The 24,849-nt window shown below is 67.1% G+C and carries 25 protein-coding genes; 13 read left to right on the top strand and 12 right to left on the bottom strand.

What is annotated here, in order from left to right; genetic code table 11:
* Positions 1 to 207: 207 nt before the first annotated feature.
* Complete coding sequence (locus tag VGN82_RS05110; RefSeq protein WP_414644204.1) at positions 208 to 2,055, top strand: M3 family oligoendopeptidase; 1,848 nt, start codon at positions 208 to 210, stop codon at positions 2,053 to 2,055.
* 21 nt (positions 2,056 to 2,076) lie between these two features.
* Here VGN82_RS05110 and VGN82_RS05115 read toward each other — a convergent pair whose 3' ends face one another.
* Together VGN82_RS05115 and VGN82_RS05120 are read right to left on the bottom strand one after the other, a co-directional pair.
* Complete coding sequence (locus VGN82_RS05115) at positions 2,077 to 3,606, bottom strand: outer membrane beta-barrel protein (RefSeq protein WP_327525910.1); 1,530 nt, start codon at positions 3,604 to 3,606, stop codon at positions 2,077 to 2,079.
* Between the two features lie 112 nt (positions 3,607 to 3,718).
* Entirely contained in the window at positions 3,719 to 4,600 is an 882-nt protein-coding gene (locus VGN82_RS05120) for a hypothetical protein (RefSeq protein WP_327525911.1), read from the bottom strand.
* A gap of 174 nt (positions 4,601 to 4,774) precedes the next feature.
* On the opposite strand from VGN82_RS05120, the gene VGN82_RS05125 reads away from it, so the two are divergent.
* The gene (locus VGN82_RS05125; protein ID WP_327525912.1) at positions 4,775 to 5,749 is read left to right on the top strand and encodes a KpsF/GutQ family sugar-phosphate isomerase; all 975 of its coding nucleotides are present in this window, start codon (positions 4,775 to 4,777) and stop codon (positions 5,747 to 5,749) included.
* An 11-nt stretch (positions 5,750 to 5,760) separates the two neighbouring features.
* Here VGN82_RS05125 and VGN82_RS05130 read toward each other — a convergent pair whose 3' ends face one another.
* The 5 genes from VGN82_RS05130 to VGN82_RS05150 form a co-directional block, all read right to left on the bottom strand.
* Positions 5,761 to 6,147, bottom strand: coding sequence for a nitrile hydratase accessory protein (locus VGN82_RS05130; protein WP_414644206.1), 387 nt, complete (start codon positions 6,145 to 6,147; stop codon positions 5,761 to 5,763).
* Positions 6,134 to 6,793, bottom strand: a complete 660-nt coding sequence (nthB, locus tag VGN82_RS05135; RefSeq protein WP_327525913.1) for a nitrile hydratase subunit beta — start codon at positions 6,791 to 6,793, stop codon at positions 6,134 to 6,136. Before nthB ends, VGN82_RS05130 begins: the two co-directional genes overlap by 14 nt.
* Positions 6,790 to 7,431, bottom strand: a complete 642-nt coding sequence (nthA, locus tag VGN82_RS05140) for a nitrile hydratase subunit alpha (protein ID WP_327525914.1) — start codon at positions 7,429 to 7,431, stop codon at positions 6,790 to 6,792. The genes nthB and nthA overlap by 4 nt, the downstream gene beginning before the upstream one ends.
* A gap of 61 nt (positions 7,432 to 7,492) precedes the next feature.
* A complete protein-coding gene (locus tag VGN82_RS05145; protein ID WP_327525915.1) occupies positions 7,493 to 8,689 on the bottom strand; it encodes an amidase in 1,197 nt (398 codons plus the stop codon).
* Positions 8,690 to 8,705: 16 nt separating this feature from the next.
* The gene (locus VGN82_RS05150) at positions 8,706 to 10,295 is read right to left on the bottom strand and encodes a gamma-glutamyltransferase family protein (protein WP_327525916.1); all 1,590 of its coding nucleotides are present in this window, start codon (positions 10,293 to 10,295) and stop codon (positions 8,706 to 8,708) included.
* Between the two features lie 133 nt (positions 10,296 to 10,428).
* Here VGN82_RS05150 and VGN82_RS05155 point away from each other — a divergent pair, with 133 nt between their 5' ends.
* Positions 10,429 to 10,668, top strand: coding sequence for a hypothetical protein (locus VGN82_RS05155; RefSeq protein WP_327525917.1), 240 nt, complete (start codon positions 10,429 to 10,431; stop codon positions 10,666 to 10,668).
* Between the two features lie 3 nt (positions 10,669 to 10,671).
* On the opposite strand, the gene VGN82_RS05160 is transcribed toward VGN82_RS05155, so the two are convergent.
* From VGN82_RS05160 to VGN82_RS05170, 3 genes are all read right to left on the bottom strand, one after another.
* Positions 10,672 to 11,037, bottom strand: coding sequence for a DUF1850 domain-containing protein (locus VGN82_RS05160; RefSeq protein ID WP_327525918.1), 366 nt, complete (start codon positions 11,035 to 11,037; stop codon positions 10,672 to 10,674).
* A gap of 10 nt (positions 11,038 to 11,047) precedes the next feature.
* The gene (locus VGN82_RS05165) at positions 11,048 to 13,363 is read right to left on the bottom strand and encodes a TRAP transporter permease (RefSeq protein ID WP_327525919.1); all 2,316 of its coding nucleotides are present in this window, start codon (positions 13,361 to 13,363) and stop codon (positions 11,048 to 11,050) included.
* 100 nt (positions 13,364 to 13,463) lie between these two features.
* The gene (locus VGN82_RS05170; protein WP_327525920.1) at positions 13,464 to 14,432 is read right to left on the bottom strand and encodes a TAXI family TRAP transporter solute-binding subunit; all 969 of its coding nucleotides are present in this window, start codon (positions 14,430 to 14,432) and stop codon (positions 13,464 to 13,466) included.
* 268 nt (positions 14,433 to 14,700) lie between these two features.
* On the opposite strand from VGN82_RS05170, the gene VGN82_RS05175 reads away from it, so the two are divergent.
* The 8 genes from VGN82_RS05175 to VGN82_RS05210 all read left to right on the top strand — a co-directional run bounded on the left by VGN82_RS05175 (position 14,701) and on the right by VGN82_RS05210 (position 21,950).
* Positions 14,701 to 16,320 (top strand): OpgD/OpgG family glucan biosynthesis protein, encoded by a 1,620-nt coding sequence (locus VGN82_RS05175; RefSeq protein WP_327525921.1) that lies wholly within the window; start codon positions 14,701 to 14,703, stop codon positions 16,318 to 16,320.
* Positions 16,321 to 16,433: 113 nt separating this feature from the next.
* Entirely contained in the window at positions 16,434 to 16,583 is a 150-nt protein-coding gene (locus VGN82_RS05180) for a hypothetical protein (RefSeq protein ID WP_327525922.1), read from the top strand.
* Positions 16,584 to 16,597: 14 nt separating this feature from the next.
* Positions 16,598 to 17,332, top strand: coding sequence for a zinc ABC transporter ATP-binding protein AztA (gene aztA / locus VGN82_RS05185; protein ID WP_327525923.1), 735 nt, complete (start codon positions 16,598 to 16,600; stop codon positions 17,330 to 17,332).
* 170 nt (positions 17,333 to 17,502) lie between these two features.
* Positions 17,503 to 18,378, top strand: coding sequence for a metal ABC transporter permease (locus VGN82_RS05190; RefSeq protein ID WP_327525924.1), 876 nt, complete (start codon positions 17,503 to 17,505; stop codon positions 18,376 to 18,378).
* 37 nt (positions 18,379 to 18,415) lie between these two features.
* Positions 18,416 to 19,357: a metal ABC transporter substrate-binding protein gene (locus tag VGN82_RS05195; RefSeq protein WP_327525925.1), complete on the top strand. Its 942-nt coding sequence runs from the start codon at positions 18,416 to 18,418 to the stop codon at positions 19,355 to 19,357.
* Between the two features lie 189 nt (positions 19,358 to 19,546).
* Positions 19,547 to 20,509: a CobW family GTP-binding protein gene (locus VGN82_RS05200; RefSeq protein ID WP_327525926.1), complete on the top strand. Its 963-nt coding sequence runs from the start codon at positions 19,547 to 19,549 to the stop codon at positions 20,507 to 20,509.
* Between the two features lie 125 nt (positions 20,510 to 20,634).
* Positions 20,635 to 21,645, top strand: coding sequence for a WD40 repeat domain-containing protein (locus VGN82_RS05205; protein ID WP_327525927.1), 1,011 nt, complete (start codon positions 20,635 to 20,637; stop codon positions 21,643 to 21,645).
* An 8-nt stretch (positions 21,646 to 21,653) separates the two neighbouring features.
* Positions 21,654 to 21,950 carry a hypothetical protein gene (locus VGN82_RS05210; protein WP_327525928.1) on the top strand — a complete coding sequence of 99 codons (297 nt, stop codon included), beginning with the start codon at positions 21,654 to 21,656 and terminating at the stop codon, positions 21,948 to 21,950.
* Here the strand turns inward: VGN82_RS05210 and VGN82_RS05215 are convergent.
* Positions 21,929 to 22,150: a hypothetical protein gene (locus VGN82_RS05215; protein ID WP_327525929.1), complete on the bottom strand. Its 222-nt coding sequence runs from the start codon at positions 22,148 to 22,150 to the stop codon at positions 21,929 to 21,931. The two genes, VGN82_RS05210 and VGN82_RS05215, sit on opposite strands and share 22 nt — an antisense overlap.
* A gap of 202 nt (positions 22,151 to 22,352) precedes the next feature.
* Between VGN82_RS05215 and VGN82_RS05220 the strand changes: the two genes are divergently transcribed.
* A complete protein-coding gene (locus VGN82_RS05220) occupies positions 22,353 to 23,567 on the top strand; it encodes a winged helix-turn-helix domain-containing protein (protein WP_327525930.1) in 1,215 nt (404 codons plus the stop codon).
* Positions 23,568 to 23,723: 156 nt separating this feature from the next.
* Positions 23,724 to 24,398 carry a DUF930 domain-containing protein gene (locus VGN82_RS05225; RefSeq protein ID WP_327525931.1) on the top strand — a complete coding sequence of 225 codons (675 nt, stop codon included), beginning with the start codon at positions 23,724 to 23,726 and terminating at the stop codon, positions 24,396 to 24,398.
* Between the two features lie 22 nt (positions 24,399 to 24,420).
* On the opposite strand, the gene mutT is transcribed toward VGN82_RS05225, so the two are convergent.
* Entirely contained in the window at positions 24,421 to 24,825 is a 405-nt protein-coding gene (mutT, locus tag VGN82_RS05230; RefSeq protein ID WP_327525932.1) for an 8-oxo-dGTP diphosphatase MutT, read from the bottom strand.
* Positions 24,826 to 24,849 lie beyond the last annotated feature (24 nt).

The raw sequence follows: 24,849 nt of genomic DNA on the forward strand, positions 1-24,849 counted from the left end.
ATGCTGAATGCGATCAGCAGCGGAATCGCTGTTCCGTTCTGGGGCATCCTCGGCCAGAACGGTTAAGCGGTGCTTAAGCGAAGTGCGGCGGCATCACGGCCTCGGCGGCGGCCTGCGACCACGCCAGCCTCACGCCAGCGTTGATCGCGTCACCTCGCCCGCGCATATGAGTGTAGAGCCAGCCCGATCCTGCGAGGTGATTCAGAGATGACGACTGCGTTTGACGGGGCGATGCGCGCCAGCGCCGCCGAGACCGCCGCGGCCCGTGCGGCCAGGGCACTCGGCCCCTTGCCGGAGTGGGACCTCAGCCATCTCTACCCGTCGATGGATTCGGCCGTCCTGAAGGCTGATCTTGAGGGCGCGATGACGCAGGCGCAGGGCTTTGCTGCGCTCTATCGCGGCAAGCTGGCAGCGCTGGCCGAGCGCGAGGACGCCAGCGCGCTGCTGGCCGAGGCCGTCGGAACCTTCGAGAAACTGAGCGACCTGCTTGGACGGATCGGCGCCTATGCCGGGCTCGTCTATGCCGGCGACACCACCGACCCGCAGCGCGCCAAGTTCTATGGCGACACGCAGGACAAGCTGAATGCGGCGGTAACCGAGCTGCTGTTCTTCGAGCTCGAACTTAACCGCATCGAGCCCGATCTGCTGGCGCGCGTCGTGGCGCAGCCGCCGCTGTCGCACTGGAAGCCCTGGATCGAGGATCTGGCCAAGGACAAGCCGCATCAGCTCGAGGACCGGATCGAGGCCCTGTTCCACGAGAAGTCGATGACCGGGCATGCCGCCTGGAACCGTCTCTTCGACGAGACCATCGCCTCGCTGCGTTTCAAGTTCGGCGAGGAGGAGCTGACTCTCGAACTGACGCTGAACAAGCTGCAGGACGCCGATGGCGCCGTGCGCAAGGCCGCCGCCGAGGCGCTGAGCGAGGTGTTCCGCGGCAATCTGCGCATCTTCGCGCTGATCACCAATACGCTCGCCAAGGACAAGGAAATCTCCGACCGTTGGCGCAAGTTCGAGGATGTCGCGGATTCGCGCCACCTCGCCAATAGGGTTGAACGTGAAGTCGTTGACGCCCTCGTTTCCGCCGTGCGCGAAGCCTATCCGCGACTGTCGCACCGCTACTACAAGCTGAAGGCGAAGTGGTTCGGCCGCGAGGAGCTCGATTTCTGGGACCGCAACGCGCCGCTGCCGCAGGTCGAGCAGCGCACGATCCCCTGGACCGAGGCGCGCGACACGGTGCTCGACGCCTATGGTGCCTTCTCACCGGCGATGGCCGGGATCGCGCGGCGCTTCTTCGACGAGCACTGGATCGACGCGCCGGTCCGCCCGGGCAAGGCGCCGGGCGCATTTGCGCATCCCACGGTGCCATCCGCGCACCCTTATGTCCTCGTCAACTACCAGGGCAAGCCACGCGACGTGATGACGCTCGCCCATGAGCTCGGCCATGGCGTGCACCAGGTGCTGGCGGCGCCCAATGGCGCGCTGATGGCGCCGACGCCGCTGACCCTGGCCGAGACCGCGAGCGTCTTCGGGGAGATGCTGACCTTCCGCCGCCTGCTCGACGGCACGACCGACCCCAAGCAGCGCAAGGCGATGCTGGCGGCCAAGGTCGAGGACATGATCAACACGGTCGTGCGCCAGATCGCGTTCTACTCCTTCGAGCGGAAGGTGCATGAGGCCCGCAGATCAGGCGAACTGACGGCCGAGGCGTTGTGCGAACTCTGGATGAGCGTGCAGGCCGAAAGCCTCGGTCCGGCGATCCGGCTCGGCCCCGGCTACGAGCCGTTCTGGTGCTACATCCCGCACTTCATCCATTCGCCCTTCTATGTCTACGCCTATGCCTTCGGCGATTGCCTGGTGAACTCGCTCTACGGCGTCTACCAGAACGCGGCGGAGGGCTTCCAGGAACGCTATTTCGCCCTGCTCTCGGCAGGTGGCAGCAAGCCCTATTCCGAGCTGCTGGCGCCCTTCGGGCTCGACGCGCGCGATCCGGCCTTCTGGCAGATCGGACTCTCGATGATCGAGGGGCTGATCGTCGAGCTGGAGGGGATGGAGTAGGGGGCAGTCGGGGTTGCGTCCCTAGAACTGCACCCGCAGACCCACCTGCGCGACATTCGCCGTGTAGTCGGAGCCCACGGCGGTCGAGTTCAGCCTTTCATGGGTAAAGCTCGCGCGCACCGAGAAGGTGCGCGTCAGCTTGTACTCGATGCGGGCGCCGAGGCTGGCATAATCCTCCCGCGGGTTCGGGCCCTCATAGACGGTGCGGCTGAAGACGCCGATGCCGGTGACGATCAGGTTGCGCCGCAGCGCGTGAGCGATCTCGAGCGCAGCACGGTGGACCCGCGTGCCCGAGGAGCCGGCGATGGTGGTGTCGCCGAGTTCTGAGGTGCCGCGCAGGGTCACGGTCGTCAGCGGCGTCGGCGCCCAAAGGATCGCGGCATCGCCGACATAGCCCTTCAGGTTGCGCAGGCGCGGGTCGTCATATTTGCGGTTCTGGTAGCCGCCGGAGATTTCGCCGGTAATCTGGCGGCTGATCTCGAAGGTCGTGCCGATGCGGCCCGTCGCGCCGTCGGAGGAGCGCTGGTAGCCGCTCGAATCGACCGGCTCGTCGAATTCCCGCGTGTCGATCTCGCCCTGGACGAAGGGCTTGAAGCCGGGAGTGACCTCGTATGCGGCGCGCAGGCGCAGGCCGTACTGGGTCTGGTTGCGATCGGCCTGGCTCAGCGTGGCGCCGCTGATCAGGGTCGCGTCCTCGTAGTCGTACCGGTCGATCGAGCCGCGCAGCGTCATCTGCAGGCGGTTGAAGTCATGGGTGACGCCGGCCGAGCCGCCATACTGATAGACCAGTGGGCGGCCCACCACGGGCGCGTTGAGGTCCGGCGAGCCGGGGCGCTGCGTGTCGAGCCTGAAGCGCGATTCGAGCAAGATGCGAGTGTCGCGCGAGGCATCGAGCCGCAAGTCGAGAGCGCCCTCGCCATCGGGCCGCGAGGCCTCGTGGTTGCGGAAATAGGAGCTGTAGCCGCCGCGCAGCTTGCCCTTGAGCTCGTGGACGTTCCAGTCCGACTGGATCTCGGTTTCGCCGTCGAAGCGGCTGAAGGGCGAGCCCTTGCGGTCTGGGCCGGCGGTGCGCTGCGGATTTGTGTCGTAGCCGATGCCGCTGGTCAGCGCAGGCTTCAGCACGACATTGCCCAGCCGCAGGCCGAGCGGTGCGTAGGGGTCTGTCTCCGTGCTGGCGCGGCGGACGGGCGGTGGCGGCGGCGGAGACGGCGGCAGGCCGGTCACCGTCGGCTGCGGCCGCCGGAACTGGCGCTGGGTGACCCCGCGCACGGATTCGCCACGCACCGACCGACTGGCACGGGGCGGAGCGGCGCGTGAAATCGTCGAGCGCTGTTGCTGGATCAGCGCTGCCGGGTCGCCGATTGAATCGGGCGTCGCCGAGATCGAGGTGGCGACGGGAAATTCCGGCGCGGGCTGCTGGGCGACATAGGCGGGAACGCTCGGCCGCAACGCCGTCCGGCGGGCCTGCTGCGCCTGCACGGCCGTCGCGGCGAGCGCGAGGCTCGCGGCGGCGACGCCGGTCAGAAGCAGGGGCGTTAGGCGGCGGGACACGAGGCTTTCGTCGCTCCAAGGCATGAGCTTGGGCACGCCTGGGAGAGCGCGCATGGTTAACGGAGTTAGAACGAACTCGGTTAACGACGCGTCAATGGATCGGCCTCAGACCCTAATCGGGCCAGCCATTGTGCTCCGAGAAGGAGGGCGGCGGCGCGAACACATAGCGATAGGTGCCGTTGGCTCCGTCGAAGCCAACGCCCCAGGCCTTCTCGGGCCCCGGGCCAACCTTGATCGTCTTCGCTGTGGCGCCGGTATAGTGCTTTTCCTCGCCGCCGGCCTGGCCCCATTCGACGATCTTGGCGAAGACGGTGCCCTTCATGTCCTTCGTCGGCACGTTCTCGGTCACCTGCCAGAGCTCGACGAGGGCGATGTGCTCATAGGGCCTGGTCTTGCTGTGGGTGACGATGCAGTCCCCCTGGCGCACGTCGTTCATCGTCTTGCGACAGCGGGCGGGGACCGCGTAGCTGCCCACCGAGACGTTCGGGATCTTGTTGAGGCCGTAATAGTTGCCGACCAGCCCGTTGCAGTCGAGGGTGAGGAAGCGCTCCATATACTCGCCGATGGTCGAGGCGCCGGCGGCCTGGCCGGCCTTGTCCCGCTTGCCGCCGATGCGGCCGAGGGCGATCGCCAGCCGCAACGTGTCGCGGATTTCGTCCGGGCTGCCCTTGCCGACGAAGCTGTTGATCAGCGTGATCGGATAGAACGCTTCGAGCGAGGGAATATTCCCGAGGGGCTGGTCCTTGAAATAGATCTCCTTGGGCAGTGGCTTGAGCTTGCCGGTGCCACCGCTGAGGTGCTTCTGCAGCGCGGTCTTCAGGGCAAAGAATTCCTGCTGCGCCTTCGGTCCGAGCGTCTTGCGGTTGCAACCCGGCTCCGGGCCCCAGCCCGAACCGTAGCCGGTCAGGCCGGTCGTCACCTGCGTGCCGTCGAGCGGGTGCTTGACGACGATCGTGGTGTAGCGATCGAGATATTCTTTCGGCGTCAGCGGCATGGCACGATCCTCGCTGGATGCGTTCCTTCAGGCCCTCGCTGCATGGACAAGTCCGTCCCGCGATTTCGACATTAGTGGCGCGGCGCGTCCAGAGGCATCCTCCAAACGGATGACGGGTCGTGGGCTCGCCATGGCGGTGGCAAGCGCGGCAGGGACTGTGCTAGAGCGCGCGCCATGACAGCCGATATTCGCGCTTCCGCGCTCCGCACCATCGCGACCGAACGCGCCGGCCTCGATACCCTTCACGGCGCCTTGGCCAATGGACTGGGCGAGCCCTTCAGCGCTGCGGTGGCGATGATCCAGGCCGCCGGCGGGCGCGTCGTCGTCTCCGGCATGGGCAAGTCCGGCCATGTCGGGCGCAAGATCGCGGCGACGCTGGCCTCGACCGGCACGCCCGCCCATTTCGTCCATCCGGCCGAGGCAAGCCATGGCGATCTCGGCATGGTCCAGCCCGAGGACGTCGTCGTCGCACTGTCCTGGTCGGGCGAGACGGCGGAGCTCGCAGCCATCGTCGCCCATACACGGCGCTTCCGCGTCGGGCTAATCGCGATCACCGCCAATGCCGACAGCGCGCTCGGCCGCGAGGCCGACGTCACGCTGTTGTTGCCTAAGGCACAGGAGGCCTGCCCCAACGGGCTTGCCCCGACGACCTCGACGACGATGCAGATCGCGCTCGGCGATGCGCTGGCGGTCGCGCTGCTCGAGGCGCGCGGCTTCTCGCGCCAGGATTTCTTCGTCTACCACCCGGGTGGAAAGCTCGGTGCGCAGCTCAAGACTGTCGAGACCATCATGCATCGCGACAGCGCCCTGCCGGTGGTCGGGCTCGATGCGGCGGTTCCGGACGTGATCGAGATGATCTCGTCCAAGGGCTTTGGCTGCGCGATCGTGATCGACCCGGACGGAAAGCTCGTCGGCGTGGTCACGGATGGCGACCTGCGCCGCAAGCTGATGGCCGGTGGGGGCATCGCCCAGCGGGCGCGCGACGTGATGAGCCCCAATCCGCGTCGGATTGCGCCCGATGCGCTGGCCGGCGAGGCGCTCGAAATGGTCAACCGGCTGCGCATCACGGCGCTGATCGTGGCCGACGGGCAGGAGCGCCCGGTCGGGCTCGTGCATGTGCACGACCTCCTGTCGCTCGGGGTCGCCTGAGCAGCGCCCGCTCAGCTCCTCTGCGGATCGTTCTCCAGCAGGATCGGCTTGCCATGCGGCGTCGCCTCGGCGGCGCGAGCCCATGAGGCCGCGAGCGCATCGACGCCGTCATGCGAGGCGAGGCCCTTCGCGATGAGCAGGTGCTCCAGAGCCTCGCACCAGCGTTCGTAATAATCCGAGCCGTCGCGGCAGCCGCCAGCAGCGACCGCCTCGCGGATCTCGGCGCCGAGCGCCTGCGCCCATTCATCGGCGCTGAACACGCCCTCGTTCTGCAAGGCGACGACGAGCGCGAAGGCCTGGGCCTGCCAGGGCTCTGCGAAGACCGGCCCGTCGGCGTCGCGCGGAATCGGCGTATCGGCGGCGAGCGCAACCGCGAGGTCCGTATCAGGCCGGCTCAAGATAGCTCTCCCAGGCCTCGATCGAGACCGTCGAAGTCGGATCGGCATCGCGGCCCCAGAGCTCCGGGCCGGTGAAGACAATCGTGTAGAGCCATTGCGCCGTTTCCGGCAGGCCCTGCGAGCCGGTGTCGGGGAAGACATGGCAGCCGGTGATGCGCTCGACGACGCCCAGCTTGCCGCGGGCATAGCGTGGCAGACGGGTATGATGCTTCGGGTGCATCACGAGGGTGCGGACCTTGTCGCCGACGGCGAATTTCGCCGGCGCCTGTGCCTCGCGCTCATAGGGGAAGCCGCGGCGCAGGACGCCTTCGACCTCCTCGCCCTTGAGGACGCGCTTGGGCGGCTTGGCGGGAGCGAGGGGCGTTCCCTGTTCCAGCTCCTGCGGCGTCAGGAAGCCGTGCTGGACGAGCACCTTGTCGAGCCCGGCCAGCCAGATCTCGTAATAAGAGGAGGAGAGATACTGCGCCGGCGGCAGGCTCTCGCGCGCGGCGCGGATTCCGTCGATCGTCCAGGCACCCATGGCGCCGGCGGCGACATTGATCGCGAGCACGCGCTTTTCCCAATCGGCATGGAAGATCGGCTCGTTCGGCTCAGGGTTGACCGGGCCGAAGCCCATCTGCCCGCCGAGATCCTGCCCGCCGTTCACGACAGCTTCTCCTCGGCATCTTCAACGCGCGGCAGCCCGGTTCCGATCATCGCGTCACGGTTGACGATCGAGGCGAGCTTCTCCTCCGACCAGCCTTCGGTGCCGGCGGGGCGCATCGGGATGACGATGAAACGGGTCTCGGCAGTCGAATCCCAGACGCGGATGCGCTGGCCTTCCGGCAAGGTCACGCCGAAATCGGCCAGCGTGCCGCGTGGGTCGATCACGGCCTTGGCGCGATAGGGCGGCGATTTGTACCAGACCGGCGGCAGGCCCAGCACCGGCCACGGATAGCAGGAGCACAAGGTGCAGACGATCAGGTTGTGCTCTTCGGGGGTGTTGAAGCAGGCGACGATGTGCTCGCCGCCGCGCCCGCCATAGCCGAGCTCGGCCACGGCCGCCGAGCCATCCGCCTTGAGTCGTGCGGCATAGGCCGGATCGGTCCAGGCCTTGGCGACGACGCGGGCGCCGTTGCGTGGGCCGATCTTCGTCTCGTAGGTCTCGACGATAGCGTCGAGCGCGGCAGGGTCGACATAGCCCTTCGCGACCATCAGCGATTCCAGAGCCTTCACACGCGCCTCGATCGGGGTGAAGTGGTTGTCGTGATGGTGATCGTGGTCGTGGTGATGGTGGCCACTCATGGCGTCTCTCCCGTCCAGCCCGCTCCAGAGGATGGGGGCTGACACAATCGCTATCAAGCGATCAAGCTATCCGAATGCGGGCCGCCCGCTCCAGGCGGACGGCGAACGCGACCAGCGACTTGTCCGAGCCCTTGGGGCCGATCACCGACAGGCCAAGCGGCGCACCCTCGCGCCGCGCGACAGGGACGGAGATCTGCGGGAAGCCCGACAGACCGGCAAGGCAGAGCAGCCGGATCGCCCGGTTGCGGAAATCCTCGAGCTCCTTCTCGCTGGCGCCGGCGAGGGGGGCAATGTCCGGGACCGTCGGCAGCAGCAGCACGCCGTCGCTGCCGAGCAGTTTGGCGAGTTTGCTGCGGAAGCGCTTTCGCACCATCTCGCTGCTGGCGACATCTGCGTCGCTGACAGCCTTGGAATAGGCGAAGCGCTCCGCGACGCCCGGGCCGAGCGGCATGCCGAAGCGCTCGATCATCCGGCCGTCCGAGGCCCAGGCCTCACGGCCCTGGATGCGGCGCACGGCCCAGTAGAGCGGATCGAGATCGCGCGCGACGGTGACCGATTGCGGCTCGCCGAGCAGCGGCACGATGCGCTGCACCACGTTGCGTAGCAGGGTTTCGGCCTCGGGCACGGCCTGGGCGCAGAGCTCGTCGGCAAGCAGGAGGCGCGGCGTCTCGGGCAAGGTGACCTTGTCATCGCCGAGCAGAACCTCGCCGACGCGGGCGAAGACCTCGCCGTCGCGCGCGAACCAGCCGGCGGTGTCGAGGCTTTCGGCCAGCGGCCAGACGCGCTTGAGAGAGAGCCGGCCATGGCTCGGCCGGATGCCGAAGAGGCCGCAATAGCTCGCCGGCGCGCGCACCGAGCCACCCGTATCCGAGCCGAGCGCGAAATCGGCCAGCCGCCCGGCGACCGCAGCAGCCGAGCCGGAGGAGGAGCCGCCGGTGATGCGATCGGGCGCGGCCGGATTGATCGGCGCGCCGAAATGCGCGTTGTTGCCGTTCAACGAGAAGGCGAGTTCGTCGGTGTGGGTCTTGCCGACGAAGCGCGCTCCGGCGTCGAGTAGCGCCTTCACCACCGGGGCGGTCTTGGCCTTGATGCCGGACTGCGCCAGCACCAGCGGCGAGCCGGCACCGGTCGGGTAGCCCTTGACGTCGAACAGGTCCTTGACCGCGAAGGACAGCCCGGCAAGCGGGCCGGCAGCCGCGTGCTTCACGGGCGCTTCCGGATAGGGGACGAAGCAGCGGAACGGATCGTCGACGAGCATCTGAATTCGGTGTCCTCTAGCAGCCCTTGGCATCGCCGTCGGAGCGCGGGTCGTGCGTCGCCTCGACATGGCCCTTCGGATGCTTCACGAGCATGCCGGCATGACCGAACTGGTCGGAATATGCTTCCGAATATTCCTCGACCGGGTGGCCCGAGCCGGTCAGGCGTGCAAGCAGCATCGGGTCGAAGCGGCTCTCCAGCTTGAGCGAGATCGAGCCGGCGCCCCAGGTTCGGCCGAACAGCCAGCGCGGTGCGTCGACGGCGGCCGCAGGACTCTGGCCGAAGCGGTAGCGTGACAGGATCTGCGCCTGGAACTGGGGCTGGCCGTCGCCGCCCATGGCGCCGTACGGCATGATACGGCCATCGTCGAAGCGCGCGAATGCGGGGTTCAGCGTGTGGAAGGGCTTGCGGCCCGGCTGCAACGGGTTCACTGCCTTCTTGTCGAGCGAGAAGGAGACGCCGCGGTTCTGCCAGTTGATGCCGGTGCGCGGCAGGATGCAGCCCGAGCCGTATTCCCAGTAGATCGACTGGATATAGGAGACGGCGATGCCGTTGCCGTCGATCGCGCCCATCCAGACGGTGTCCCCGTCGCCGGTCCTGAACGGCCAGGCGGCGGCACGCCTGCGGTCGATCGCGGCCGCCTCGCGGGCGAAGACCTCCTCGGTCAGCACGCTCGTCGGGTCGACCGTCGCGAAGGCAGGGTCGGTCACGATCCTGTCGCGGATCGCGAAGGCGCGCTTGGTCGCTTCGACCAGGCCGTGATGATGGTCGAAACCCTCGGCGCGGGTGACGCCGAGCTTCTCGAAGATGCCCAGAATCAGCAGCGCGGCGACGCCCTGGGTCGGCGGGGCGAAGTTGTAGACGGTCAGTTCCGGTAGCCTGATCGAGAGCGGCGCCACGGCACGAGCCTTGAAAGCTTCCAGGTCGGCGCGGGTGACGGGGGCGCCGATCCGCTCGAGATCGGCGGCGATCTCGCGGCCGACATCGCCGCGGTAGAAATCGGCGAGGCCTGCATCGGCGAGCTGGCGGAAGGTCGCGCCGAGGGCATCCGGCTTGCGGCGTGCGCCGGCCTTGGGCTGTTCTCCGCCCGGCCAGAAGAACTCGCTGAAGCCGATCGCCTCCTTCACGGCCTCGACCTGCTGCGGCCAGGTCCGCAGCTCCGACGGGGAGATCTCGTAGCCTTCGTCGCAGTGACGGATGGCGTCCGCCAGAAGGTCCTTCAGCGGCATGCGGCCGCCGAGAGACTTCGACAGCGACAGTGCCGCCTCCCAGCCGCCGATCGCACCCGCGACGGTCACAGCCGAGTCCGGACCGCGCGAGGGGATCACGTCGCAACCCCTTTCGCGGTAGCGCTCGATGGTGGCGAGCGAGCCGGCCGGGCCGCAGGCCTCGATGGCGTGGACCTTGCCGCCGGGCTCATGCACCAGCCAGAAGCCGTCACCGCCGATCGCGTTCATATGCGGGTAGACCACCGAGATGGTCGCCGCCATCGCGACCATCGCCTCGATGGCGTTGCCGCCCTCGGCAAGAACGGCGCGTCCGGCTTCTGAAGCGAGATGGTGGGGTGCGGCAGCGGCGGCCGCGCCAAAGACAGGCGTATCGATCATCAGGTCTTTTCAAACGTGGCAGGAACGACCATCTCGGCCGAGCGATGCGATTTTGTTGCATGCCGCAGCCGCCTTCGCTAGAGCTTGCCCCCGAAAAACGGGTGCGGGCGCACCCACCTCGAGGACAGACAGCATGGCCGAAAGGCGCACCAACTGGCGTAACCTGATCATGGTGGTTTCGCTGGGCATCCTGATCGCGGTCGAACTGTTCGGCGTGGCCCTGGCTTCCGGCTGGGCGTTGGCCGGTCTGTTCGAGCTCGGCGAGATCGTCAGCTATGTGCTGATGGCGGTGTTCTCGGTGTTCGCCGGCTACGCCATGATCAACCTGATGCGCCGCGTGCTCAAGATCGAGCGGCTGACCGAAGGCGGCTGAGCTTCAGCCGCAGGCTTTCAGGACGACCGGATCGGCCTCCGGCGGCAGATGCTGCTCCATCGGCCGGCAGGCTCCGGCGATGCAGATCTGCCAATCCGCCGTCGCGCCCGAACGGCGCATGACGATTTCGCGCTGCGGCGGCAGTTTCGGCGTCCAGCGCCAGAAGCCGTCGATCAGCCTGGCGCCATCGGGCGGATCCATGCCGGCGCCGGAGCCCTCGATCCGGGCTTCCGTTAGGACCAGCCCGGCGGGTGTTTCCCGCCAGACCTCCTCCCACAGCGTCTTCTGCACTGAGTGACGCCAGCGCAGCGTGATCTCGTCGACGCCGAGCGCGACGACGAGTGCGCCGGCGGCCAGACACAGACTCATGCGTGCAGGCTCATGCCGGTCTCGGCGCGGCGGCTTTCGTGCGCCAGAGATGCAGACCGACCAGGAGGGCGCCGAGTCCGAAGCCGAGTTCATCGGTGATCGGCAGCGCCGCGACCAGGAGCGCGGCCGCCAGCGCTGCCCAAATGCGCTGCCAGCCCGGCAGCGGCGCGCGCAGATAGCCGACGACGGCGACGCCCCAAAGCAGCATCGCGAAGCTCGCCTTCGCGACGATGTAGACGACCGAGAGCCAGTAGGCGGCACCGGCCAGCCCGGCGACCGGCTGGAGCATCAGGTTGGGATCGTAGACTGCCATGAAAGGGATAACGAAGCCGGGCAGGGCGATCTTCACTGCCTGCACGCCGATCTTCATGCCAGAGACCTTGGCCATCGGGGCCGCGGCGAAGGCGGCGAGGGCGACCGGCGGCGTCAGGTCCGCCATGATGCCGAAATAGAACACGAACATGTGGCTGACGATGAGCGGCACGTCGAGCTGGAGCAGGATCGGCGCGGCCAGCGAGGAGGTGATGATGTAGTTCGGGATGGTCGGGATGCCCATGCCGAGGATCAGGCTGAAGACCATCGTCAGGACGAGCGCCAGGAACATGCTCTCCTTGCCGATCCCAATCAGCCAGGAGCCGAAGATCGTGCCGATCCCGGTCAGCGTCATCGTGCCGATGACGATGCCGACCAGTGCGCAGGCGAGGCCGACCGGCAGGGCCTGGCGGGCGCCGTCTGCGAGCGACTCGATACAGGCCGTCAGGACCTCGCGGCCGGAGCGGCCGCGCAGCATGTTCCAGACGACCAGCGCCAGGACGACGCCGAGCACGGTCGCGACGCTGATCGCCATCGACGCGGCCGAGACCAGCGCGAAGCCGATCCAGAAGGCGACCCGCAGAGCCGTGGAGCCAAGCCCGGCCGAGATGGCGAGCGCGAGGATCAGCGCCACCGTCAGGGCAAGGCCGATCGCACCGGCGAAGAGCGGGGTAAAGCCCGCGAAAAGCAGATAGACCAGCACCAGCAGCGGCGCGATCAGATACCAGTTCCTGCGCAGTTCGGCGCGTGCGCTGGGCAGTTCGGACTTGGGAAGGCCCGTGAGGCCGAGCTTGCCGGCTTCGAGATGCACAGCCCAGTAGCAGGCGGCGAAATAGAGGATCGCCGGGATGATCGCCGCCTCGACGATCTTGGAATAGGGCACGTCGATGGTCTCGGCCATGATGAAGGCGACGGCGCCCATCACGGGCGGCATGATCTGGCCGCCCATCGAGGAGGTCGCCTCGACGCCGCCCGCGAAGGCGCCGGTGAAGCCCGAGCGCTTCATCAAGGGGATCGTGAACTGGCCTGAGGCCACGACATTGGCGACGCCCGAGCCGGAGACCGTACCCATCAGCGCGGAGGAGGCGACGCAGACCTTGCCGGGGCCGCCCTGCTTGCCGCCGAACAGCGCCATCGAGATGTCGTTGAAGAAGTCGATCACGCCGGCGCGCTCCATGAAGGCGCCGAACAGGATGAACAGGAAGATGAAGGTCGCCGAGACAGCCGTCGGCGTCGCGTAGATGCCCTCGGTGCCGAAGGACATCTGCTCGATGACCTGTTCGAGGCTGTAGCCGCGATGGTCGAACGGCGCCGGCAGGTAGCGGCCGAACAGGCAATAGGCCAGGAAGGTGCCGGCGACGAGCGGCAGAGCGATGCCCATGGCGCGCCAGACCAGCAGGAACAGGACGGCGAGCGCTGCGACCCCGACGGCCATGTCGGCGTCGGTCAGCTCGCCGGCCCGGTTCACCAGCGCGATATAGTTCCACCAGTGATAGAGGCCGACGGCGAAGCCGATGACGCCGACCGCCCACCAGAACAGGCGGCCGGGGCGCGAGGTCTCCTCGGCATTCGCCAGCAGGCCGCAGGCGATCAGGGCGAGGAAGCCGACATGGACCGTGCGCAGCACCTGGTTCGGCAGCGTGCCCGTATAGAGCGAGACGAGCTCGAAGGCTCCGAGCATGGCCAGGAAGGCGATGGCCGGCTCGACCATGGTCTGGCCGCGCAGCGCGCCCAGCACGATCCAGGCGAACCAGAGCACGAAGGCGATCCGGATCAGGGTGATCGGCGTCAGCCAGGCAACGGAGCCGATCAGCCTGAAGTCGAGCGGGATGCCGAAGGCGGTGACCACCTGGAAGGCCGAGAAGCCCACAGCCAGCCAGAACAGCAGCCGCCCCTTCCAGCCCGTGCCGAAGGTTGCGGGCAGGCCGTGCTCGGGATCGTAGGGCACGGCCGCTGCGGGATGGGCGCCGGCAATGTCGGGCACGGCTAGTGGTCTGGTTTCGTCGCGGCTCATGGCGTGTCGCCCCCAGTCTTCAGCTTGCTGGTCGCTACATCATGCAAAAAGGCGAGGCCGGTGCGACCGGCCCCGCCCTTGTCTCGGGAAGAACGGTGGCTCAGGAGCCGACCTTCAGGCCCTTTTCCTTGAAATAGCGGGCCGCGCCTGGGTGCAGCGGCAGCGGCATGCCGTCGAGTGCGTTCTCGAGCTTGATCGAGCGCGCGGCGGCATGTGCGGCGCCGAGATCACCCAGGCTCTCGTAGACCGCCTTCGTCATCTGGTAGACGGTCTCCTCCTTCATGCCCTCATGGGTCACGAGGTAGTTCACCACGGCCGCGGCGGGGACGGCGGCGGTCTGGCCGGTATAGGTGTTGGCCGGGATCGAGACCTTGACGAAGGGCGGGCCCGCCTTGTCGACCACGGCGGCCGGAACCTCGACCACCGTGATCTCGACGGCGGTCGCGAGATCGCGCAGCGAGGCGACACCGAGGCCGGCCGATTGCAGCGTGGCGTCGAGCTGGCGGTTCTTCATCAGCTCGACCGATTCCGCGAAGGGCAGATACTCGATCTTGCCGAGATCCTTGTAGGACAGGCCGGCGGCGGCGAGGATCGCGCGGGCGTTCAGCTCGGTGCCTGATTTCGGTGCGCCGACGGAGAGACGCTTGCCCTTGAGGTCGGCCAGCGTCTTGATGCCGCTGTCCTTCGAGGCGACGATCTGGACATAGTTCGGATAGATCGCGGTGATGCCGCGCAGCTTCTTCAGCGGGCTCTTGAAGCCGGCCTCCTCATCGCCCTTCCAGGCGGCGTCGAGCGAGTCTCCGAGCGTGAAGGCGATCTCGCCCTTGCCCTGCTGCAGCAATTGCAGGTTCTCGACCGAGGCCTTGGTGGCCTGCACGGTCGGCCGGCTGCCGGCGATCTTCTCGCCATAGATTTTGGAAAGCGCGACGCCGAGCGGATAATAGACGCCCGAGGTGCCGCCGGTGAGCACATTGATGAAATCCTGCGCGCGGGCTGCCGCCGGGGCGAACGCGATCAGGGCCGCAACGGTAACGCCGGCGAGTGTCCGGCTGGATACGAACGGTGTCATGCAACCTCCCTGGGGTCTCCACGCCAACATTGCGTGCTGGTCTGTGCCCCTTTTAGATCAGGCCATCGGGAAATTGAAAAGCGCCGGCCCATCCGCCATTCGGCGGATGCCATTCATTCTGCGGATGTCATGGCGGCGTGACGGTTTCGCCACGATTTGGCGCCATCGAGTGATGCTTGCCTTCCCGGTTGCCCTTGCTGCTTGGACAGGCTAGCCCGACTTAACCCTGACGGCGCCGCCGTCGCCATCCCGATGAGCCCCTCCAGCCATGCATTCCCGCGCCAGCCAGCCCCGCCCCGACCGTCGCATGCTCCTGGCCGGCGCCAGCGCCACGGCTGCCCTGGCCGCGCTCGGCTTCGCGCCGGAGGCGCTGGCCCAGCAGGGCCTTAAGCTCGGAGAGGCCGAGGCCTTCACCTTCGAGACTTTGAAGACGCGGGCTCGCGATCTTGCGGCGAAGCCCTATCAGGCACCGCCGAGCCCGCGACCGGACATCCTCGAGCGCATCGACTACGATGCCCATGGCAAGATCCGGTTCCGGCCAGAGATGGCGCTCTGGGCGGACGGTCCCTCGCCCTGGCCGGTAACGTTCTTCCATCTCGGCCGCTACTTCCAGAAGCCGGTGCGCATGCATGTGCTGGACGATGGCAAGGCGCGCGAGATCGTCTATGACGAAAGCTATTTCGACATGCCGGCGGATTCGCCGGCGCGCGAATTGCCGCGTGGCGCGGGCTTCGCCGGCTTCCGCTTTCAGGAAAGCCGCAGCGGCCATCCCGGCCGCAAGGGCGAGAAGCTCGACTGGAAGAAGAACGACTGGGTCGCCTTCCTCGGCGCCTCCTATTTCCGCGCCATCGGCGAACTCTACCAGTACGGGCTCTCGGCACGCGGACTCGCGATCGATCCGGCTGTCGGCGGCAAGGCGGAGGAGTTTCCCGACTTCACCCATATCTGGCTGGAGACGCCGGCACCCGGCGCGGAATTCGTCGTTGTCTACGCGCTGCTCTCGGGGCCGAGCGTCGCCGGCGCCTATCGCTTCCGCATGCATCGCGGCAAGGGCGTGGTGATGGAGATCGAGACGGCGCTCTATCTGCGCAAGGATGTCGAGCGGCTCGGCATCGCGCCGCTGACCTCGATGTACTGGTATTCCGAGACGGCCAAGACGACGGCCGTCGACTGGCGCCCGGAGGTGCATGATTCCGATGGGCTGGCGCTCTGGACCGGCGCCGGCGAGCGCGCCTTCCGGCCGCTCAACAATCCCTCCCGCACCACCGCCTCATCCTTCATGGACGAGAGACCGCGTGGCTTCGGCCTGATGCAGCGCGACCGCGAGGTCGGGCATTATCTCGACGGCGTCTTCTATGAGCGCCGGCCGAGCCTCTGGGTCGAGACGCAGGGAGACTGGGGCAAGGGCGCGGTCCAGCTCATCGAGATCCCGACCGATGACGAGATCCACGACAACATCGTCGCGATGTGGGTGCCGGCAGGGCAGGCCAGGGCGGGCGCGTCCTATGCCTTTCGCTACCGGCTGCACTGGCTCGCCGACGAGCCGTTCCCGACGCAGCTCGGCCGCGTCGTCGCGACGCGCCTGGGCAATGGCGGCCAGCCCGGCACCACGCGTCCCAAGGGCGTGCGCAAGTTCATGATCGAGTTCAAGGGACCGGCGCTGGAGACGATCCCCTTCGGCGTGAAGCCCGAGGTCATGCTCTCGGCGTCGCGGGGCAGCTTCTCCTACATCTTCGCGGAAGCGGTGCCCAACGACGTGCCCGGCCATTGGCGGGCTCAGTTCGACCTGACCGTCGACGGCAGCGACCCGGTCGAGATGCGCTGCTTCCTGAAAGCGGGCGAGACGGTGCTGACCGAGACCTGGCTGTATCAGTATCTGCCGTTCTGAGCGGGGAGGCCGCTCTGACCGTCATGGTCGGGACAAGCCCGACCATGACGGCGAAATGCGGGTATCCACAGACTCCACTTGCTCGCTCTCGCATGTAACATTATATCATCCGCATGGCTCATGCGCATGCCCATCACGTTTCCCCTGCCGCTCCGGAAGATCCGGGCTGGTCGCTGTTGCGCCTGTCGGCGCTCGGGCGCATCGGGCTCGCCGGCGTTGTCGTGGCGCTGGTGTGGGCCGCGACGCTGGCCGTCATTCTGTGAGTGAGTTTTCGTCCGTGTCCGCCATTCGCCTGCAAGATCTCACGCTCGGCTATGATCGCCACCCGGCGGTGCATCACCTGTCGGGCGAGATTGCAGCGGGCAGCCTGACGGCGATCGTCGGTCCCAACGGTGCCGGCAAGTCGACCCTGCTGAAGGGCATTGCCGGCGCGCTTGCGCCACTCGGCGGTGATGTCTCGGTGACGCGCGGCAAGCGCCTGGCCTATCTGCCGCAATCGGCCGAGCTCGACCGGTCCTTCCCGATTCATGTCTACGACCTCGTCGCCATGGGCTTGTGGAACAGCGCCGGCATTTTCGGACGCATCGGCCGCGGCTCCGCCGCCAAGGTCGAGGCCGCGATCGCAGCCGTCGGGCTTTCCGGCTTCGAGCGCCGGCCGATCGGGGCGCTTTCCGGTGGCCAGATGCAGCGGGCGCTGTTCGCGCGCCTCCTGCTGCAGGACGCCGACATCATCCTGCTCGACGAACCCTTCACGGCGATCGATGCCCGCACCACCGCTGATTTGCTGGAGCTGGTGCAGCGCTGGCATGGCGAGAGCCGCACCGTCGTCGCCGTGCTGCACGATATCGAGACCGTGCGCCGCGCCTTCCCGCATACGCTGTTGCTGGCGCGCGAACCGGTTGCCTGGGGCGAGACGGCCGAGGTGCTGACGCCGGCGAACCTCCTGAGGGCGCGCCGCATGGTCGAAGCCTTCGACAGTCACGCCGCCCCTTGCGAGCGCGACGCGGCGTGAGGCCGGCGTCTTTTCGCTTTTTCTGAGACATCCCATGCCGGGGCATCCCGGGAGAGCGCGGGGAGACCCGGGATCCACGCCTGAGCCTCGCCGATCAGCGCTCAGGAACAGGTCCCGACCCTGGTCGCTCCGCCCGGGACGACGGCGCGTTTGAACCGAAGCGCTCACCAATGCTCTACGATCTCCTCATCGGCCCCTTCGCCGAGTTCGACTTCATGCGGCGGGCCCTGGTCGGCATCCTCGCGCTCTCCGTCTCGGGGGCGCCGATCGGCGTCTTCCTGATGCTGCGGCGGATGAGCCTGACCGGCGATGCGATGGCGCATGCGATCCTGCCCGGCGCCGCGCTGGGCTATCTCGTCGCCGGCTTCTCGCTGCCGGCGATGACGCTGGGCGGGCTCGCGGCCGGCTTCGCGGTGGCGCTGGCAGCCGGTGCGGTGGCGCGCGTCACTGTTATCAAGGAGGATGCCTCACTCGCCGCCTTCTACCTGATCTCGCTGGCGCTCGGCGTCACCATCGTCTCGCTGCGCGGCTCTGCGGTCGACCTCTTCCATGTCCTGTTCGGCAATGTGCTGGCGCTCGACGACGAAGTGCTGATCCTGCTGTCATCGGTGGCGAGCATCTCGCTGCTGGCGCTCGCTGCGCTCTATCGCCCGCTGGTGATGGAATGCGTCGATCCGGGCTTCCTGCGTTCGGTCAGCCGTTCCGGCGGCATCGTGCATCTCACCTTTCTCGGCCTCGTCGTGCTCAACCTCGTCGCCGGTTTCCATGCGCTGGGAACGCTGCTCGCCGTCGGACTGATGATGCTGCCAGCCGCAGCGGCACGGTTCTGGACCGCCGACATCACCATGCTGATCCTGCTCGCCAGCGGTTTCGCCATGCTTGCGGGCTACGCCGGGCTCGTGGTCTCCTACTCGGCCGGAGCCAATCTTCCGGCGGGGCCGGCAATCATCCTGGGAGCCGGCGCGATTTATCTTGGCTCGCTTCTGCTCGGTTCGCAGGGCGGGCTTGCGCGGCGCATCTTGCCTCGCCCCCATCTCCAGAGGTAGTGACGTTATAGTGTTTCATCGACTGCTGGAGCTTTCCATGTTCAATCGCCGTTCCGTACTGAGCGGGCTTGCTGCCGGATTGGTTGCTGCCTCCACGCCGTTCGCGACCATCGCACAGGAGAAGCTGCCGGTCGTCGCAAGCTTTTCGATTCTCGGTGATTTCGTCCGTCAGGTCGGAGGCGATCGGGTCAACGTGACGACACTGGTCGGGCCCGATGGCGACGCCCATGTCTATTCGCCGACGCCGGCCGATGCGAAGACGATGGCGACGGCCAAGCTGATCGTCGTCAATGGCCTGAAGTTCGAGGGCTGGATGACCCGGCTGATCAAATCCTCCGGGACCAAGGCTATGATCGCCACGGCGACGACCGGGATCACGCCACTGAAGGGCGATGACGACCACGGCAAGGCCGGCCACGCCCACGGACACGGCCATGACCACGACATCGATCCGCACGCCTGGCAGAGCGTCGCCAATGCCAAGGTCTATGTCGCCAACATCCGCGACGCGCTGGTAAAGGCCGATCCCGCGGGCAAGGACGCCTATGAGGCCAATGCGACGCGCTATCTGGCGGAACTCGACGCGGTCGAGGGCGAGATCAGGGCGGCGGTCGCCCGCATTCCGGCCGGCCGGCGCAAGGCCATCACCTCGCACGACGCCTTCGGCTATTTCGTCAAGGCCTATGGCATCGCCTTCATCGCGCCGCAGGGCGTCTCGACGGAAGCCGAAGCCTCCGCCCGCGATGTGGCGCGGATCATCCGGCAGGTTAAGGCAGAGAAGGTTCCGGCCGTCTTTCTGGAGAACGTCACGAATCCGCGTCTGGTCGAACAGATCGCGCGGGAGAGCGGTGCGAAGATCGGCGGGCGGATCTATTCGGACGCCCTGTCCGACGCGTCGGGCCCCGCCGGGACTTACATCGCGATGATGAAGTACAATATAAGCGAGATCGAAAAGGCGCTCGCCGCCAACCCAGCCTGAGAGTTACCCGCAGGAAACACACTGTCATCCCGGACAAGCCGCGCAGCGGCGCAGCTCCGGGATCCATCATAGGGCATCGCCGGTGCCTTACGATGGATCCCGGAGTTCCGCTTCGCTCCATCCGGGATGACGGTGGTGGATGATCCAGACGGCGTGACAGGCAAGTCGCTGATGAAAACAGGATCGACCATGTCCGAGAAAATTCCCGTCACGGTGCTCACCGGCTATCTGGGCGCCGGCAAGACCACACTCCTGAACCGCATCCTCACCGAGAAGCACGGCAAGAAATTCGCCGTCATCGTCAACGAGTTCGGCGAGGCCGGAATCGATGGCGACCTCGTCGTCGGTGCCGACGAGGAGGTCTTCGAGATGAACAATGGCTGCATCTGTTGCACGGTGCGCGGCGACCTGATCCGCATCCTCGACGGCTTGATGAAGCGCAAGGGCAAGTTCGACGCGATCATCGTCGAGACGACGGGCCTGGCCGATCCGGCGCCGGTCGCTCAGACCTTCTTCGTCGACCAGGATGTCGGCGACGCCACCAAGCTCGACGCGGTCGTGACGGTGACGGACGCGAAGTGGCTGCTGGAACGGTTGAAGGACGCGCCGGAAGCCAAGAATCAGATCGCCTTCGCCGACGTCATCGTCCTCAACAAGGTCGATCTGGTGACGGCTGAGGAACTGGCCTCGGTCGAGGCCGCGATCCGCGCGATCAACCCCTATGCCAAGCTGCACAAGGCGACGCGCTGCGACGTGCCGATCGAGAACCTGCTCGACCGCAACGCCTTCGATCTCGACCGCATCCTCGACATCGAGCCTGACTTTCTCGAATCCGGGCATCACCATCATCATTCCGATGAAGTGCGCTCGATGTCCTTCACGATCCCCGGCGATGTCGATCCCGAGAAGTTCATGCCCTGGATCAACGACATCAGCCAGGCGCAAGGCCCCAACATCCTGCGCTCGAAAGGCATCCTCGCCTTCAAGGACGAGCCGCGTCGCTTCGTCTTCCAGGGCGTCCATATGATCCTCGACGGCGACCTCCAGCGCGACTGGAAGGACGATGAGGCCCGCCAGAGCCGGCTGGTCTTCATCGGGCGCGACCTGAACGAGAACGAGCTGCGCAAGGGCTTCGAGGCCTGCGCGGCGTAAGAAAGCGCGTCATACTCGGGCTCGACCCGAGCATTTCTTGCCGGAGATTCTCGGGTCTGCGCTTCGCTGTGCCCGAGAATGACGGCGCGGTTTTCATGCAAGGCAAGCTGCGCTAGACCCCGCCCATGGACACGATCAGCAAACCCGTCTCGTTGCGCGAGCATGTCGTCCCCGTCGAGGCGGGGGAGCATGTCGTCGGCGCCCACTGGCTCAAGACAACGCTGGCGCTGGCGCTCGCCGATGGCCGCGTGCTGCGCTGGACGGACGGGGCGCTGGACGAGGTCGAGGCGCATGCCGGCGGCATTCTCTGCGCGACCGGCGATGGCGAGCGGCTGGTCACGGGCGGCGATGACGGGCGCGTGGTCGCGGTGTCGGCCGCAGGCGAGGCGAGCGAGATCGCCCGCGATCCGAAGCGCCGCTGGATCGACACGGTGACGCTCTCCGCCTCCGGCAGCATCGCCTGGAACACCGGCAGAATCGTCCATGCCCGCGACGACAAGGGCAAGGTCCGCTCGCTCGAAGTCGCGACGACGCCGCAGGGCCTGGTCTTCGCTCCGAAGGGCTATCGGCTCGCCATCGGACAGATGAACGGCGTCTCGCTCTGGTATCCGAACACCGAGGCCAAGCCGGAATTCCTGGAGTGGAAGGGCTCGCATCTCGACGTGGTCTGGTCGCCGGACGGGCGTTTCGTCGTCTCCTCGATGCAGGAGAACGCGCTGCATGGCTGGCGCCTCGGCGACAAGCCGAGCCATATGCGGATGACCGGTTATCCGGCCAAGCCGCGCTCGCTGTCCTGGTCGCATGACGGGCTCTGGCTTGCCTCCAGCGGGGCGGATGCCGCGATCGTCTGGCCGTTCCAGGGCGAGGGGCCGCAAGGCAAGGCACCGCGCGAATGCGGCGCCCGCCATGCCAAGGTCACGCGCGTCGCCTTCCATCCCAAGGCGCTGGTGCTGGCGGTGGGTTATGATGACGGCTGCATCCTGATGATCCGCCTGACCGATGCCTCCGAACTGTTGGTGCGCCCGGCCCTGCGCGGCAGCGGCATCACCGCCTTCGCCTGGGACAAGGGCGGCAAGCGGCTCGCCTTCGGGGCGGAGGATGGCGCGGCCGGCGTGCTGACCCTGCCGGCGGCCTGAGCAGTCCGATGCGCTTCGGGCTCTTCGGCAAGGGCGGGGCCGGCAAGGCGCAGACCTCTGAGCAGGCCGGACGAATCAAACCGCTCGTGCGAGAGCTTCTGGGCTTGCCGGATGCGGCTGCGATCGCGGTCAACGAAATCGTCTGCGCCGATCCCGCCTGTCCGGGCACGGAGACGGTCATCCTGGTGATGAACCCGGGCGAGAAGACCCGCGCCTTCAAATTGCAGATGGAGATGGCGGATGTGACGCGTGAGGCGTTGCAGGACATGCTGAACGCGTCGCCTCAGCCGACCGCCGGGGGCTGAACCCGCTCGATCTCGGCCGTCCTCAGTTGGACCGCGCGCGGCGCCTTGAATCGCAAGGTCTTCGTCGGACCGGCCTGCTCCGTCAGGATGTGCTGGGAGAGGGCAGCCGTTCGCGTCGCGCCGTCGCCCGGAGCCTTGGCCAGAAACGTGCCGGCCGAGACCATGATGATCAGCGCCGTTCTGACGGCTTTGCGGAACATGGCGGCGTCCTTCTCGGGCCGGCGAACCCGTTCCGCCGATGGAGAAGCTGTAGGCAGGGCGGGGCGCAGGCGCTGTTCCCGGAGTGACAGCAGATGGCGGCTGGGTGCGCGGCGAGCAGCCGTAGCCTGCTGACATATCCCTGGACGCAGCCCGCTAAGCTCCGGCAGCATTCCCCTCGGACCGCCCCAGCACAGGCCTGCCATGCCGCCCCGGAAGTCGCGAACGATCACCCTCACGAAGGGCCAGGCCCGCCACATCTGGCTGAAGGCGCAAAGACTGGACGTGGCCGAGCCCTTCGGTGCGGGGCCTGAGGCGACGCGGGCGGCGGTCGAGCATCTCGGCTACGTCCAGATCGACACGATCAATGTGATCGAGCGCTGCCACCATCACATCCTCTACGCCCGCATCCCCACTTACGAGCGCGGGCATCTGGCGCAGGCGCAATCGGTCGAGAAGAGCGTCTTCGAATACTGGACGCATGCGCTCTCCTACGTGCCGACGCGCGATATCCGCTGCTTCCTCGGCGCGATGAAGGCGCATCGCGAGGAGCCCAAGCGCTGGTCGGCTGTGGGGGGGCGCGAGGAGACCCGCAAACTGCTGCGCCGCATCCGTAAGGACGGGGCGCTGACCATCCGCGACATCGACACCGACGTGCTGGTCGAGAAGGCGCATCTCTGGGCGAGCAAAAAGCCGTCGAAGGGCCTGCTGGAGCTGGCCTTCTATGATGGCGAGCTCGTCATCTCGGCGCGCTCGGGGATGCTCAAGACCTATGAGCTACTGGACCGGCATTTCGCCTGGGAGAAGCGGCCGACGCCCGCCACGGAGCGGCAGGTCACGGCCTATCTGCTCGATCGGGCGCTGCGTGCGCAGGGTGTCGTCAGCCTCGACTCGGTCTGTCATCTCGACGCGCCCAGCAAGAAGGCGGTCGCCGAGCTGATCGAGGCGCGCGTCAAGCGCCGCGAACTTGTACCGGTTGCAGTCGAGGGTGCGGGCAAGACGGCGCATTGGGCGAGGCCGGAGGTGCTCGAGCCGGGGTCGCTGCCCGAAGTCGACCTCGTCCATATCCTCTCGCCCTTCGACCCACTCATCATCCAGCGCAAGCGGCTGAAGCTGTTCTTCGGCTACGACCACGTCTTCGAGGCCTATCTGCCGAAGGAGAAGCGCGTCTTCGGCTATTTCGGGCTGCCGGTCCTGATCGGCGACGAGATCGTTGCCGTGCTCGACCTCAAGACGGACCGCCAGGCCGGCAAGCTCCTGATCCAGCAATGGACCTGGCTCGACGGGCAGGAGAGCGCGGAGCGGAAGGCACGTGTCGAGGCGGAGTTGGAGCGGTTCGAGCGGTTCCAGCTCGCCAATGGCAGCGCCGGCGGCGATGCCGAGCCGGAGCAGACCGAGATCGCTCGAGAAGGGCCGTGATCGTTCCGAAGCGTTGACGGATTTCACCGAAGCCGCCGCAAAATCGCCGATTTGCGCAGCGCTGTTTGCATCGCCGAACGGCATGCATATGGGAGCCGTGCGGTGAGCCCCGATCTTCTCGTCCTGATAGCAGCCATCGCTGCGGTGGCGCGCTGAATGCGGCAGATTTCGACGTGGACCGGCACATCATGGACTTCGGTTCCGGCAGCGCTGTTGCTGCATGGCCTGCTGCTCGCGGCGTTCGCACACATGTCCATGCGGCCGCGGATCGAGCTACCTGACCATCCGGAGAGCAGCGTCGACATCGAACTTCTGACGACCGGCGAATTCGACGCGATGATGCGGCCAAAGCCGGCCGAACCGCCGCCGGCCCCGTCACCGGCTGCACCACATGCGACACAGGAACAGCGGCCGTTGGCTGAAGCTCCGCAGGCCGAGCCGGGCGGGATGGTGCGGGCAAGCAGGCTGATGGCGGCCGATGCGCTGGCCAACCCCTTGAGCCGTCAGGCGCGGGAGCTGCTGCCACAACTCGATGCGGATGAACGGGTCGAGCAGCTCTGCGGGCTCGAGGCGATGAGCCAGATCCATGCCTGGAAGGCCGAGTTCACGCCGGACAGGGTGACTGCCTATGCCCGGTCCGAGGCCAAGGTGTCCGGACGAACGCTTCAGGCGGAAGGCGCGGTGTTTCGCAGTGGACGGCGCTGGTACGATCTGCGCTTCCGCTGCGAGTTCAGCCCGGATCGGAGCCGCGTGGTCGCGTTCGAGTTCCGCGTCGGCGAGCCTGTACCGAGGGCGCTATGGCGGCAGCTCAACCTGCCCGAGATTCATTGAGGCCGACAGGGCTCCGGCGGGTCTAGGCCCCGAGCAGGTCGATCAGGTGCGGGATCAGCGGTTCGTCGGCAGGCGGCATGTCGAGCTCGCGGAGCTTGGCGGGGCGGACCCATTTCAGCGCCTGCCCCTCGTGCGAGGCGACCGTGCCTTCCCAGCGCCGGCAGATGTAGAGCGGCATCAGCAGATGGAAATCGGGATAGGCGTAGCTGGCGAAGGTCAGTGGCGCGAGGCACTCCTCCTTGACGGTGATGCCGAGCTCCTCGGCCAGTTCGCGGATCAGTGCGGGCTCGGGCCGCTCACCCTGCTCCAGCTTGCCGCCGGGAAACTCCCACATGCCGGCCAGCGCCTTGCCCTCGGGGCGCTGCGCGACGAGGACGCGGTTGTCGGAATCGATCAGGGCGCAGGCGACGACGAGGAGCAGTTTCACTTGGCGGCTTGTCCTAGGGCGAGG

It is taken from the genome of Allobosea sp., from assembly GCF_035999205.1.
In the GTDB taxonomy this organism is placed as follows: domain Bacteria; phylum Pseudomonadota; class Alphaproteobacteria; order Rhizobiales; family Beijerinckiaceae; genus Allobosea.